This window comes from Alicycliphilus denitrificans (assembly GCF_044792555.1).
Taxonomy (GTDB): domain Bacteria; phylum Pseudomonadota; class Gammaproteobacteria; order Burkholderiales; family Burkholderiaceae_C; genus Alicycliphilus; species Alicycliphilus denitrificans_A.
Genome location: NZ_CP126238.1, coordinates 4,040,302 through 4,053,747 on the forward strand (window position 1 = coordinate 4,040,302; position 13,446 = coordinate 4,053,747).

Genomic DNA, 13,446 nt, shown 5'->3' on the forward strand with positions numbered 1-13,446 from the left:
GCGCGACCCAGGGGCGGCGTGGGGCGCCCACCGGTCGGCCGTCCATCAGGCCGCTGCAGCGCCCGCGATGGCCATGGCCGCCATGGGTGCCCCAGACGATGCGCTCGCCGCGGCTGCGCGGCGTCAGGCCAGGTGCTGGCCCAACACCCCGGCCAGCTCGAACATGCCGATGCGGTCCTTGCCGAACACCGCCCGCAGCTTGTCGTCGGCGACGATGGTGCGCTTGTCCTGCGGGTCCTGCAGGTTGTGGGCCTTGATGTAGTCCCACATCTTCTTCACGGCCTCGGGGCGTGCCACGGGCTCGGCGCCGATCACGGCGGCCAGCTGGGCGCTGGGGGCCTTGCCGGCGGCGGCGCTGGCCTTGCGCGGGGCCTTGGCCGCGGCCGTCTTCTTGGCGGCGGGTTTTGAGGTTTTTTGCGCTGTAACGCCCGTACCACGCGCGCTGGCAGCTCCTGTTTTTGCAGCAGCCGTCTTGCGCGGCGGGTACTTGGATTCGCGCTGCTCGAACTCGAAGTTGACCTTGCCCGCCTCCTTGTCCCAGGCCAGGAAGGCCTTGAACGCGCGGCGCGTGCGCATGCTGACGAACTTGTCCAGCAGGTCGGTCTTGCCGGTGGCCAGCAGCTTTTCCATCTGCGCGCGCTCCACGGGCTGCTGCAGGATGATCTTGCCGCTCTTGAAGCTGCAGGACGACGTGGGCTGCTGCGCCGTGGGCACGGACTTGGCGCACACATAGTTGGCGCCATGCTCGTACACGGGGGCGCCGCAGCTGGGGCAGGCACCTAAGCTTTGCTGGCCGGCAAAGTCCACCAGCTCGCCCGATTCCTCGGCGTTCTTATCGTCGCCGAAGTCGAATTCGAGCTTGTAGTTGCCCGCCTCCTCGTCGCGCGCGATGGTGACCTCGGCGGTGAAGGGCCAGCCGGCCTTGGAGCGGAAGCCCTCCAGCGGGCCGATGCGGCGGTCACGCAGGAGTTGTTCCGCTTCGGCGGTTTCAAACGTGCGTCCCGCGGGCGACTTGCCGAACGAGAAGCCGCAGCCCTCGCCGCTGCCGCCGGCCCCGGTGCAGGCATAGCGGCGGTAGTTCTCCTTGACCACGCCGCCGCAGTTGGGGCACGGCGTGGCCAGGGTGGCGTAGTCGCCGGGGATGGTATCGCGGTCGTATTCCTTGGCCTTCTTGACCAGCTTCTCGGTCATGGCCTGGATCTGCTGCATGAAGGCCTCGCGGCTCAGTTGCCCCTTTTCCATCTGCGCGAGCTTGTACTCCCACTCGCCGGTGAGTTCGGCGCGGCACAGCTCCTGCACATCCAGGCCGCGCAGCAGCGTCATGAGCTGGAAGGCCTTGGCCGTGGGGATCAGCTCGCGGCCCTCGCGCAGCATGTATTTCTCGGTCAACAGGCCTTCGATGATGGCCGCGCGCGTGGCGGGCGTGCCCAGGCCCTTTTCCTGCATGGCGCTGCGCAGTTCCTCGTCGTCGATCTGCTTGCCGGCGCTCTCCATCGCGCCCAGCAGCGTGGCTTCGCTGTAGCGGGCGGGCGGTTTGGTCCGCAGGCCCTTGGCCTCGGCGAACTCGGTGTGCGTCATCTCGCCGGGCTTCACGGGCACCAGCGGCTGGCCCTTGTCGCCGGCCTTGCCGTCTTCGACCTCATTGGCCGCTTCCTTGCCGTAGATGGCCAGCCAGCCGGGCCTGACCAGCACCTTGCCCTCGGTCTTGAACGAGTGGCCCACCACCTGGCTGATGCGCGTGGTGACCTGGTACTCGGCACTGGGGAAGAACACCGCCATGAAGCGGCGCACCACCAGGTCGTAGAGTTTCTGCTCGGCCTCCGACAGGCCGTGCGGCGCCTGCGTGGTGGGGATGATGGCGAAGTGGTCCGACACCTTGCTGTTGTCGAAGATGCGCTTGCTGGGCCGCACATAGCCGTCGTCCAGCGCCTGCTGGGCATAGGGCGCCAGGTGGCGCATGCCGCTCGTCGCCAGCATGGCGAAGGTGTTTTGCGCCACGGGCAGGTAGTCCTCGGGCAGCGCGCGCGAGTCGGTACGCGGGTAGGTCAGGGCCTTGTGGCGCTCGTACAGCGCCTGGGCCAGGGCCAGCGTGGTCTTGGCCGAGAAGCCGAACTTGCCGTTGGCCTCGCGCTGCAGGCTGGTCAGGTCGAACAGCAACGGGCTGGCCTGCGTGGTGGGCTTGCTCTCCTCGGTGACCGTGGCGGCCTTGCCGCGCACGGCGTCGGCGATCTCCTTGGCCTGGTGGTGCGACCAAAGCCGGTCGGCGCGGGCCTCGGGGTCTTCGCTCTTCTTCCACTTCGGGTCGAACCACTTGCCCAGGTATTCGCCGGCCTCGGCGTGGAAGCCGGCGTGGATTTCCCAGTAGTCGCGGCTGACGAACTTGCGGATCTTTTCCTCGCGCTCCACCACCAGCGACAGCGTGGGCGTCTGCACGCGGCCCACGGTGGTCAGGAAGAAGCCGCCGTCGCGCGAGTTGAAGGCCGTCATGGCGCGCGTGCCGTTGATGCCCACGAGCCAGTCGGCCTCGGAGCGGCTGCGCGCGGCATGCGCCAGGCCCTGCATCTGCGCGTCGCTGCGCAGGTTGTCGAAACCGTCGCGTATGGCCTGCGGCGTCATGCTCTGCAGCCACAGGCGCTTGACCGGCTTGCCCAGCCCGCCCTTGGCGCCGCCGGCGTACTGCTCGATCAGGCGGAAGATCAGCTCGCCCTCGCGGCCCGCGTCGCAGGCGTTCACCAATTCCGTCACGTCCTTGCGCTTGGCCTGCTTGACGACCGCGGCCAGGCGGCTCTTGGTCTTGTCCACGGGCTTCAAGTCGAAGTACGGCGGGATCACCGGCAGGTGGGCAAAGCTCCACTTGCCGCGCTTGACGTCGAACTCCTCGGGCGCCTGGATTTCCACCAGGTGGCCCACGGCGCTGGTGACCACGTAGCGTTCATTCTCGAAATGGTCCTCGTGCTTGTCGAACTTGCCGGCGACCGGCGTGAGGGCGCGCACGATGTCCTGCGCCACCGAGGGTTTTTCTGCAATTACCAGGGTCTTGGTCATTTGTGGGTCAATTCCGCCATACCGCGCCATATCGGCGCTTCTACAATCCGCTGCTTGCGCGCGCACGCGCACGCATGTGTGCCTATTCAAATTAACAGAGTTTCGCCATGCCTCGCTCCACCGTCACCGCAGTGCCCCCGACAGCCACAGGGCGGCGCATCCAGACGCGCCGCTCGGGCGTGCACGGCAAGGGCGTGTTCGCCGTGCAGGATATCGCCGAGGGCGAGGTCATCATCGAATACAAGGGTCAGGTCATCAGCTGGCAGGAGGCGCAGGACCGGCACCCGCACGACCCGGCGCACCCCCAGCACACCTTCTACTTCCATGTGGATGACGATCATGTGATCGACGGCAAGTACGGCGGCAACTCGGCGCGCTGGATCAACCACAGCTGCGACCCGAACTGCTTTGCCGACGAGCAGGATGGCCGCATCTTCATCACCGCGCTGCGCAACATCCGGGCCGGCGAGGAGCTGAACTACGACTACGGCCTGATCATCGAGGAGCGCTACACCAAGAAGCTCAAGGCCGAATACCCCTGCTGGTGCGGCAGCCCGAATTGCCGCGGCACGCTGCTGGCCCCCAAGCGCGGCTGGGCACCGCCGGGCCTGGAGCAGAGCCCACAGCACAAGGGCCGGCGCACATGACAACGACACCCGCGCAATGGCCGGCCGAGGCCATCTGGCAGGCGGTGGCGCCGCTGCTGCCCGGCTTCACCGTGGAGGTGCTGCCCACGGTGGACTCCACCAGCAGCGAACTCATGCGCCGCGCACGCGCAGGCCGGCAGGAGCCCACGCTACTCGTGGCCGAGGCGCAGACCGCCGGGCGCGGCCGCCTGGGCCGCGACTGGCACAGCAGCGCCTACGAGGGCACGGGCGTGGTGCCGGCCCTCACCTTCTCGCTGGGCCTGCCGCTGGCGCCGCGCGACTGGTCGGGACTGTCGCTGGCCGTGGGAATCAGCGTGGCCGAGAGCCTGCAGCCCACGCTGCCCGATGTCGGCAGCGGCCGCCCCCGCATCCTGCTCAAGTGGCCCAACGACCTGTGGCTGCAGGACGAGCGCAAGCTGGGCGGCATCCTGGTGGAGACCGCCTCCTTTGGCCAGCAGGCCGGCGCCTCGGACAGCCAGCGCTACGTGGTCGTGGGCATAGGCCTGAACGTGCTGCCCGTGCTGGCCCAGGGGCTGCGCACGCCGCCCGCCTGCCTGCGCGAGGTGGACGCCACGCTCACGGCGGCCAGCGCCCTGCAGCGCATCGCCGCCCCGCTGGTGCAGGCCCTGCTGGGCTTTGCCGAGGCCGGCTTTGCGCCCTTTCAGGCGCGCTTTGCACAGCGCGACCTGCTGGCCGGGCGCGCGGTCACCCTGAGCGACGGCTGCCAGGGAACGGCCCATGGCGTGACCGAGGACGGCACGCTGCTCGTGCACACCGCGCGCGGCATGCAGGCCGTCAACAGCGCCGAGGTCAGCGTGCGCCCCGCGGAAGGTTGAGAGGCCGGGATGTTGCGCCTTGCCGTCGTGCTCCTGCTGCTGGCCAACGCCGGCTATTACGCCTGGTCGCATGGCCTGCTGCAGGCCTGGGGCCTGGGCCCGGCCAGCCAGGCCGAGCCGCAGCGCCTGCAGCAGCAGATAGCGCCGCAAAACCTGCGCCTGCTGCCGCCCGAGCACATGGTGCCCGAGCCCAGCGCACCACCGGCCAGCAGCGCACCGCCGGCCAGCACAGCCAATGACAGCGCCGCGTCCGCCGAGCCCCTGGCCTGCCTGCAGGCCGGCGTCTTCGACGCGCGCCAGGCCGACGCGCTGCGCCAGGCCGCGGCCAGCCTGCCTGCGGGCAGCTGGAGCCTGGAGCCGGTGCCGGTGCCCGGCCGCTGGATGGTCTACATGGGCCGTTTTGCCGACGAAGACGCCCTGGCCAAGAAGCGCGCCGAGCTGCGCGCGCTCAAGATCGCCTACGACCGCCCTGGCCCGGCACTGGAGCCCGGCCTGTCGCTGGGCCGCTACTCGACCGCGGAAGGCGCGCTGCGCGCCCTGGCACAGCTGGGCGAGCAGGGCGTGCGCAGGGCCCGCGTGGTGCAGGAGCGTGGGGACACGCCGAACTATACGCTGCACCTGCCCGCCGTGAGCGAGGCGCAGCGCGCCCAGGCGGAGGCCGCGCTGCGCACCGTGCTGGCCGGCAAGACACTGCGCCCTTGCGGGTGAACGGGCATAGGGGCTAGCCGATATAGGCGCCCAGCATGTACAGCGCGCCGTGGGCGAAGTTCACCACGCGCCGCAGGCCGTAGATCAGCGCCAGGCCCGAGCTCATCACGATGAGCAGCGCCCCGTACACCAATCCGTTGAAGAGATTGATCGTCAGCATGTTCTTGTCTCCTGGTCTGGACTCTCGTGGCGCGCACCGCGGCCATCGGAGCTCCCTTCGTTTGCTATGCTATTTGTAGCTATTGGCGCTTTATTTCATTGGCTTTTAAACATGAAACACTTGGAAAAAACGCCTCAGCGGTGCGCGAAGGCCGGCTTGCGCTTGTCCAGGAAGGCGTGCATGCCCTCGTGCGCGTCGCTGCTGGCGAAGCGCCCGTAGAGCGCGCGGCGCTCGAACAGGATGCCCTCGGTCAGCGGGCTTTCCCAGGCGCGATTCACCGACTCCTTGATCGCCACCAGCGCGGGCAGCGAGAACGCGGCGATCTGCGTTGCCAGGACCAGGGTGCGCTCCAGCAGTTCGGCGTCGGGCACCACGCGCGAGACCAGGCCGTAGCGGTCGGCCTCCTGCGCGTCGAGCATGCGGGCCGAGAGGCACATGTCCATGGCCTTGGCCTTGCCGATGGCGCGCGGCAGACGCTGCGTGCCGCCCGCGCCGGGCAGCATGGCCAGCTTGATCTCGGGCAGCGCGAAGCGCGCCGACTCGGCCGCCACGATGACGTCGCAGGCCAGCGCCAGCTCGCAGCCGCCGCCCATGGCGTAGCCGGCCACGGCGGCGATCACGGGCTTGCGCACGCTGCGGATGGTTTCCCAGTTGCGCGTGATGAATTGGCCCTGGGTGACGTCCATGAACGTCAAGTCAGCCATGGCCTCGATGTCGGCACCGGCGGCGAAGGCCTTCTCGCTCCCCGTGATGACGATGGCGCCGATGCCGGGGTCGGCGTCGAAGGCCAGGAGGGCCTCGCCCAGGGCGTCCATCAGGGCGTCGTTCAGGGCGTTGAGCTGCTGGGGCCGGTGCAGGGTGATCAGGCCCACGCGGCCTTGCGTTTCCACGCGGAGGGGGCGGTCGTCCGTCATGCGGTGTCTCCGGTGGGGCGGGTCAGCCCTGGGCGCGCATCAGCTCGCGCAACTTGAACTTCTGGATCTTGCCGGACGGCGTGGCCGGCATGGCGTCGGTGACCTCCAGGCGCTCGGGGATGTACTGCAGGGCCACCTTCTGGCCCTTGAGGTACTCCACCATGGTGGGCAGGTCGAAGGTCTGGCCCGGTTTCGTCACCACCACGGCGCAGGCGCGTTCGCCCAGGCGCTCGTCGGGGTAGGCCACGATGGCGGCCATGGCCACGGCGGGGTGGCGGTACAGCAGCGACTCGATCTCGACGACCGGGATGTTCTCGCCGCCACGGATGATCACGTCCTTGCTGCGGCCGGTGATGCGGATATAGCCCCGTGCGTCGATGCGCGCCAGGTCGCCGGTGTCGAACCAGTCGCCGGCATCGGTGCCGTTGAGGTGCGCGCGCTTGAGGTAGCCGCCGAAGTTGGAGCACGAGCACAGCATCAGGCGGCCGGCCTCGCCCACGGGCAGATCCGTGCCGTCGCCATCGACCACTTTCACTTCCACGCCGGGCAGCGGGCAGCCGTCGGTGGAGAACGAGCGCTCGTCGTCGTCGTCGAGCTGGGTCAGCGTGACCGCGCCGTTTTCCGTCATGCCCCAGGCGGAGACGATTTTCGCGCCGAGAGCGGCACGCGCCTGCTCCACCAGCGGCCCCGGAATGGGCGCGCCGGCACACAGGAAGATGCGCAGCGTGGGCACGGCCTGCTGGGTCTCGGTCACCGTCTTGGCCAGGTCGGTCAGGAACGGTGTCGAGGCCATGGTGAAGGTCACGCCCTCCTTCTGGATCAGTTCGATCGCCTTCCTGGGCTCCCAGATGTCCTGCAGCACCACGCTGGCCTTGAGCATGACGGGCATGATCAGCCCGTACATGAAGCCGGTCTGGTGGGCCATGGGCGAGGCCATCAGGATGACGTCCTCGGCATCCAGGTGCAGCCGCTGGGCGTAGGGGATGATGTTGGCCATCACGGTGTTGGCCGTGTGCATCACGCCCTTGGGCTCGCCGGTGGTGCCCGAGGTGTAGATGATCTGGGGCACGTCGTCCGGGCCGGGGCGGTGGCGCGTGAGGATGTCCTGCGCGTCCGGCGCGTTCTCCCACTCGGGGCCGCTGAGCAGCGCCTCGAAGCTGTTGGGGCCGGTGCCGTCCACCACCACCAGGTGCTGCAGGTGCGGCAGGCTGGGCCGCAGGTCGGTGATCATCTTCTCGAAGTCGAAACCCCGGAACACCTTGGGCGCGATCATGACCTTGGCCTCGCCATGCTTGAGCATGAACGACAGCTCGCGCTCGCGGAAGATGTGCATCAGCGGGTTCATCACCGCGCCGATGCGCGAGCAGGCCAGGTAGACCAGCGTGAACTGCCTCCAGTTGGGCAACTGGCAGGCCACGATGTCGTTCTTGCCCACGCCCAGCCGCGCCAGGCCCACGGCGATGCGGTCGGCCATGCGCGCCAGCTCGGCATAGGTGAAACGGCGCATTTCGCCGGTCTCGACCCGCAGCGCAGTCAGCGCGAGCTTGTCGGGGCAGGCGGCGGCGCAGGCATCGAGATCATTGTTGATGGTGCGGTCGTGCCAAAGGCCCTGGGCGATCATGCGCTCACGGCGCGGGGGCAGCCGTACGGCGTCGAATTCCATGGTGTGTTTCCGGTGGTGTGTCTTAAAAACAGGAGCGCTTCGCGCTTGTCAATAAAGGATTTCAGGCACTTTTCTTATTTAAAACCTGCTAATACAAGCTCTGTCAGCTATCTTTTTTGATAGCGCCGGTGGCCTCATGCCGGCACGAACTTCCGCCCCGCCCGCGTGCGGGCGATGATGGTCTTCATGATCTGGGCCGTGCCGTCGCCGATCTGGAAGCCCAGCACGTCGCGCAGGCGCTGCTCCATCAGGCCCCGGTCGTAGCCGCCGTGGCCGAAGCACAGCAGGCACTGGTGGATCACGTCGTAGGCCAGCTTGGGGCCCCACCACTTGGCCATGCCGGCCTCGGCGGTGTGGGGCAGGCCCTGGTCCTTGAGCCACAGGCCCTGCAGGCACAACAGGCGTGCGCCCTCGACCTCGGTGTCGTACTGCGCGAGCGGGTGCGTCACGCCCTGGAAGGCCGAGAGCGGCTGGCCGAAGGCCTGGCGCTCGGTGATGTATTTCCAGGTTTCCTCCAGCGCCACGCGCGCCACGGCCAGGCACTGCAGGCCGATGAGCGAGCGCGAGAAGTCGAAGCCGTGCATCACCTGCACGAAGCCCTTGTTCTCGTCGCCCAGGCGGTGGCTAACGGGCACGCGCACGTTCTCGAAGAAGATGGAGCCACGCCCGATGGCGCGCTGGCCGTGGCAATCGAAGCGGTTGGTGGTGATGCCGGACGTGTTCATGGGCACCACCAGAGCCGTCACGCCGTGGGCGCCGTCCTCGGGTTTGCCGGTGCGGCCGAACACGACCGCGATGTCGGCCTGGTCGGCGGCGGAGATGGAGGTCTTTTCGCCATTGAGCACGTAGTGGTCGCCGTCGCGCTCGATGCGCAGGCGCAGGTTGGCGGCATCGGACCCGCCGCGCGGCTCGGTCAGCGCGATGCAGCAGATCGCCTCGCCCCGCGTGAGCTTTTGCAGCCAGGGGCCGACCACCTCGGGGTTGCCGTACTTGGACAGGATCTGGCCGTTGAGCGACGCCAGCAGGTTCAGGTACGAAAAGCTCAGGTCGGCGCGGGCGATTTCCTCGTGAATCACGCCCGCCGCGAGACAACCCAGCCCCAGGCCGCCGAACTGCTCGGGCAGCTCGGGGCAGATAAAGCCCAGCTCGCCCATCTCGCGCAGCAGTACGCGGTTCAGGTCACGGGTCTGGTCGCGCTCCAGGAAGCCGGGCTTGACGCGTTCTTCGGCGAAGCGGCGGGCCGTGTCGGCCAGGGCCTGCAGGTCTTCGTCGATGTAGGGGTTCGGGTTCCTAGGGGTCTCCAGGTCTGGTGCGTGATTTCGCGTACTGGCGCAACTCGGGCTGGGGCTGGCTTTTCAGCGCATCGGCGCCTTCGTGCGCTTCTTCGGCACCACGCTGCCCGCGTGGCGTGGCGTAGCGGACCGGGCAGAGGGGCTGCGTTTCCTGCATCTGGGCGCTGCCAAAGTCCGCCGTTCAAAGGTGCCTCAGTTGGCAGACGCACCCGACAACACGATGACGCGCTTCCATTTGTCGATCTCGGTGGCCATGTAGGTTTTGAATGCCTGTGGCGTCGTGATGGTTTTTTCGATCGCCAGCCCTTGCGCGGCCAATTGGTCGACGACGGATTTGTCGAGCAGGATTTCCTTGACGGCCTTTTCCACGCGTTCGGTAATCTCGGGCGGGGTATTGGCGGGCGCCAAAATGCCATACCAGGTCGTGGCCGAATAACCGGGTTGGCCCGATTCGGCGACGGTCGGAATGTCGGGAGCGGCCGCCAGGCGCGACGGGCTGGTGACCGCCAGCGCACGCACCTTGCCGGACTTCACGTGCGGCAGCAGGGTGACGAAGCTGGACACCATGACCTGGACTTCTCCCGACAACAGCGCCGGCAAGGCCTGGCCCGCGCCTTTGTAGGGAATGCGGACCATTTTCACATCCGCGTTCATGTTCAGCATCTCGGTGGCCAGATAGGTGATGCTCGAACTGGAGCCATACGCTAGTTCCGGGGTTTTGGTTTTGGCGTAGGCGACCAGTTCCGAGATGGTTTTGGCCGGAACAGACGGGTGAACGGCCACGATGTTCGGAGAGTCGCCGATCAAGACAATGGGGGTGAAATCCTTGAGCGAATCGTACGGAGCGGTTTTGTAGAGCGTGGCATTGATGGCGTGGGTGGCTGGGGCCAGCAAAAGCGTGTAGCCATTGGCGGGGGATTGCGCGACTTTGGTGGCGGCAATGACGCCATCGGCCCCAGGGCGGTTGTCGATGACGATGGGCGTTCCCAGCACTTTGCTCAGCGGCTGCGACAGGATGCGGGCAATCGCATCGGCGGGGCCGCCCGCTGAAAAGCCGATGACCAACTGGATGGGCTTGGACGGGTAATCGGATGCGGAGTGGCTTGGGCCCGCCAGTCCCAGAAGCAAGCCGAGGTAAATGGGAGTGCGGCGGAAAATACGGGTGAATTTCATTTATCTCTCCAATCAATGGCTTTCCACGGTGATCTTTTGGGGATCTCCTGCGAGCAGGCGTTTTGCGGTATAGGTGCTTACGGTCACATCGTGCTGATTTACAATGGAGACGGTAGAGGTAACCACCGCGCGTCCATGTTTGGAGGTCGGTCGGATATGCTCGATGCGCACATGGCCGTGAATGGTGTCGCCCACGCACACGGGCGCTAAAATCTTTTTTTCTATTTCGAGCAAGGCCATGCCCGTGCCCTGGATCATGCCCTGGACCAGCAGCCCCTCAATCAAGGTATAGGACAATGCGCCGGGCACCACGCGGCCCTGCATCGCGCCTTTGTGTTGGATGTCGGTGAAGATGATTTCTGTCATTCCGGTCAGAGTGATGAAATTCATCAAATCGGTTTCGGTAATGCTTCTTCCGTAGGTGATAAATTCTTGGTCGACATGCAGGTCGTGCCAGTAATATCCGCGACCGAGCAAAATAGGGGATGCCATGGTTGTCTCCTTTGTATTTAAGTAAATGGGCAAATTGTTATTTCGGAATGACGATTCCGAACAAATCGAAAAACTCAGTTCAATGGATGGAAAATGCCATCGAGCACTTCGCGCGTGTGTTCTCCCAGTCGGGGAGGCGGGCCGTTGTGGGCCCTCACTCCATCGAAAAGCACCGGTGCACCTGGGAAGCACAGCGCGCCCATGGACGGGTCGTTGAGGTGCTGGAAAAAACCCACGGCCTGCAAATGCGGGTCGCTCAATAAATCCTCGGGTTGGTTCACGACGGCGCCGGGCACCTGCAGTTCTTCCAGGATCGCCAGCCACTCTGCCGTGGTTTTCTGCCACAACACGGTTCCCAGCGACTGGTAGACAAAGCCGGAGTGCTCGCTGCGCGCCGAAATGCTAGCAAAACGCGGGTCGGCCGCAAGATCCGCATGCCCTGTGGCGGTCAGCAGTTCTTTCCAGTGCCTGTCGGTATAGGGCATGACGCAGATATAGCCATCCAGGGTGGCGAACGGTTTACGCCATGGGGCCAGTGCACGGGGATAACCCATTTTCTGGTCGTGCGCCGGAAAGTTGGCGCCGTACATGTGCTCCACCAGGGTAAATGCCACCATCGACTCGAACATGGGCACTTCCACGGTGCTGCCGACCCCGAAACGTTCGCGTTTGACCACCGCCGCCAGAATCGCACTGGCCGCCAGGGTTCCGACGGTCTTGTCGGCCAGGATGGTCGGGGTGTAGCGCGGCTCGTCCGCGCCATGGCGTTGCGCAAGGGCCGCCATTCCCGACATTCCCTGAATGACATCGTCATAGGCCGGTTTTCCGCCATAGGGCCCATCCTGGCCAAAACCATTCAGGCTCACATAAATCAAGGTGGGATTGTGCGAGAGAAGTTCGTCGGGTGTGATGCCCAGCGCCTGGAGTTTCTGCGGGCGGATATTGTGGACAAAAACATCCGCGGACCGCACTAGGGCATAGAAATCTTCTTTGCTGGCAGGGTCCTTGAGGTTCATGGTGACGCTTCTTTTCCCCCGGTTGACCCCCATGAACAAACTGGCCATGTTGTTTTCAACGGAAAACCCTGTGCGGCGGGAATCGTCGCCTTCCGGCGGCTCTATTTTGATGACGTCCGCTCCATATTCCGCCAGGATCTGTGTCGCATAAGGCCCCATGACGACATTGCACAGATCAATAATTCTGATTTTTTCCAGGGGTAACATATATTGTTTTATAGAGTGGGTGGTTATGAAGGTAAATGTGGCGATGCTGCGTCGCAAAGCTTGGGGGTGCATGCCGGACCAGGCTTTGCGCTCAACGCAGCGTTATCGGGGTGCCGTCCTCACCTTCCCAGATCAAAGCCTCTTGCGTGTAGCGCTCCGTGCCCCGGCGCCGGTCGATGCAGTTGAGCACCACGTTGGTGGTGCCGCCCACGCACCAGCGGGCGAAGGGCAGCCCCTCGCCCAGGTCCAGCACCTGTTCGCAGGGCTGTTCAAACCGGTAGTCGAGGAAGCGGATCAGCGCGTCATGGAACCAAGCCGGGTCGGCGCTGGCGCGCTCGTTGAGTGCTTCGAAACTGTCGACCCCGAGCGCCCGCATGAAGCGCGTGAGGTTGGCGTTGTCCACCGTGCGGCGGTCGGGCCACCACACAGCGCCGGACGAAGGGAGGGCATCGGTTGGCATGGCGCGCTTTCCGGTCGGGCTTACTTGGCGTACTTGCGGAACTCGGGCTTGCGCTTGTCCTTGAGCGCGTTGACGCCCTCGCGCGACTCTTCCGTGTCGTAGTACAGCTTGAGCGCGTACATGCCCAGGCCCGCGATGCCGGCCTGGTGGGCTGTGTCGGCGTTGAAGCTGCGCTTGGCGATGGCCAGGGCGGTGGGGCTGCGCTCGCACAGTTCCTCGCCGATCTTCTGCACCTCGGCGTCGAGCTGGTCGTGCGGGAAGCAGAAGTTGGCCAGGCCCATGGCCACGGCCTCGGCGCCGCTGTAACGACGGTTGAGGTACCAGATCTCGCGCGCCTTCTTCTCACCGACCACGCGGGCCAGGAAGGCCGTGCCGTAGCCGGGGTCCACCGAGCCCATCTTGGGGCCCACCTGGCCGAACTGCGCCTTGTCGGAGCAGATGGTGAGGTCGCAGATCGTGGCCAGCACGTTGCCGCCGCCGATGGCGAAGCCCTGCACACGAGCGATCACGGGCTTGGGCACGTCGCGGATGGCGGTGTGCAGCTCTTCCATCGGCAGGCCGATGGTGCCGCGCCCGTCGTAGTTGCCGTTGTGGGCGGACTGGTCGCCGCCCGTGCAGAAGGCACGGTCGCCGGCGCCGGCCAGCACGATGGCGCCCACGCTCTTGTCGTAGCCGGCCTTGTTCAGCGCGCGGATGATTTCGTCGCAGGTCTGGCCACGGAAGGCGTTCATCTTGTCGGCACGATTGATGGTGATCCAGGCCACGCCGTTGCGCACTTCGTACAGGATGTCTTCGAAATTCATGGTGTTCTCCACGGAAGGGGGTAAGGGTGT

At 65.9% G+C, this 13,446-nt stretch carries 13 protein-coding genes; 3 read left to right on the forward strand and 10 right to left on the reverse strand.

Features of this window, described 5'->3' with window-relative positions:
* Positions 1-123: 123 nt before the first annotated feature.
* Positions 124-3,045, reverse strand: a complete 2,922-nt coding sequence (locus tag P7644_RS19215) for a DNA topoisomerase III (RefSeq protein WP_404300844.1) — start codon at positions 3,043-3,045, stop codon at positions 124-126.
* A gap of 107 nt (positions 3,046-3,152) precedes the next feature.
* Between P7644_RS19215 and P7644_RS19220 the strand changes: the two genes are divergently transcribed.
* The 3 genes from P7644_RS19220 to P7644_RS19230 are packed head-to-tail and all read left to right on the forward strand — an operon-like array spanning position 3,153 to position 5,236.
* A complete protein-coding gene (locus P7644_RS19220) occupies positions 3,153-3,692 on the forward strand; it encodes an SET domain-containing protein (protein ID WP_404300845.1) in 540 nt (179 codons plus the stop codon).
* Entirely contained in the window at positions 3,689-4,528 is an 840-nt protein-coding gene (locus P7644_RS19225; RefSeq protein ID WP_404300846.1) for a biotin--[acetyl-CoA-carboxylase] ligase, read from the forward strand. The genes P7644_RS19220 and P7644_RS19225 overlap by 4 nt, the downstream gene beginning before the upstream one ends.
* A 9-nt stretch (positions 4,529-4,537) precedes the next feature.
* Positions 4,538-5,236, forward strand: a complete 699-nt coding sequence (locus P7644_RS19230) for an SPOR domain-containing protein (protein ID WP_404300847.1) — start codon at positions 4,538-4,540, stop codon at positions 5,234-5,236.
* 13 nt (positions 5,237-5,249) lie between these two features.
* On the opposite strand, the gene P7644_RS19235 is transcribed toward P7644_RS19230, so the two are convergent.
* From P7644_RS19235 to badI, 9 genes are all read right to left on the reverse strand, one after another.
* Positions 5,250-5,396 (reverse strand): hypothetical protein, encoded by a 147-nt coding sequence (locus tag P7644_RS19235; RefSeq protein WP_404300848.1) that lies wholly within the window; start codon positions 5,394-5,396, stop codon positions 5,250-5,252.
* 134 nt (positions 5,397-5,530) lie between these two features.
* Positions 5,531-6,310 carry an enoyl-CoA hydratase gene (locus tag P7644_RS19240; RefSeq protein ID WP_404300849.1) on the reverse strand — a complete coding sequence of 260 codons (780 nt, stop codon included), beginning with the start codon at positions 6,308-6,310 and terminating at the stop codon, positions 5,531-5,533.
* Positions 6,311-6,332: 22 nt separating this feature from the next.
* Complete coding sequence (aliA, locus tag P7644_RS19245; RefSeq protein ID WP_404300850.1) at positions 6,333-7,973, reverse strand: cyclohexanecarboxylate-CoA ligase; 1,641 nt, start codon at positions 7,971-7,973, stop codon at positions 6,333-6,335.
* A 134-nt stretch (positions 7,974-8,107) separates the two neighbouring features.
* Complete coding sequence (gene aliB, locus P7644_RS19250) at positions 8,108-9,277, reverse strand: cyclohexanecarboxyl-CoA dehydrogenase (RefSeq protein ID WP_404303254.1); 1,170 nt, start codon at positions 9,275-9,277, stop codon at positions 8,108-8,110.
* 180 nt (positions 9,278-9,457) lie between these two features.
* Positions 9,458-10,438 carry a tripartite tricarboxylate transporter substrate binding protein gene (locus tag P7644_RS19255; RefSeq protein WP_404300851.1) on the reverse strand — a complete coding sequence of 327 codons (981 nt, stop codon included), beginning with the start codon at positions 10,436-10,438 and terminating at the stop codon, positions 9,458-9,460.
* 12 nt (positions 10,439-10,450) lie between these two features.
* A complete protein-coding gene (locus tag P7644_RS19260; protein ID WP_404300852.1) occupies positions 10,451-10,930 on the reverse strand; it encodes a MaoC family dehydratase in 480 nt (159 codons plus the stop codon).
* Between the two features lie 74 nt (positions 10,931-11,004).
* Positions 11,005-12,153, reverse strand: coding sequence for a CaiB/BaiF CoA transferase family protein (locus tag P7644_RS19265; RefSeq protein WP_404300853.1), 1,149 nt, complete (start codon positions 12,151-12,153; stop codon positions 11,005-11,007).
* A gap of 91 nt (positions 12,154-12,244) precedes the next feature.
* Complete coding sequence (locus P7644_RS19270) at positions 12,245-12,613, reverse strand: acetyl-coenzyme A synthetase N-terminal domain-containing protein (protein WP_404300854.1); 369 nt, start codon at positions 12,611-12,613, stop codon at positions 12,245-12,247.
* A gap of 20 nt (positions 12,614-12,633) precedes the next feature.
* The gene (gene badI, locus P7644_RS19275) at positions 12,634-13,416 is read right to left on the reverse strand and encodes a 2-ketocyclohexanecarboxyl-CoA hydrolase (protein WP_404300855.1); all 783 of its coding nucleotides are present in this window, start codon (positions 13,414-13,416) and stop codon (positions 12,634-12,636) included.
* Between the last annotated feature and the right edge of the window lie 30 nt (positions 13,417-13,446).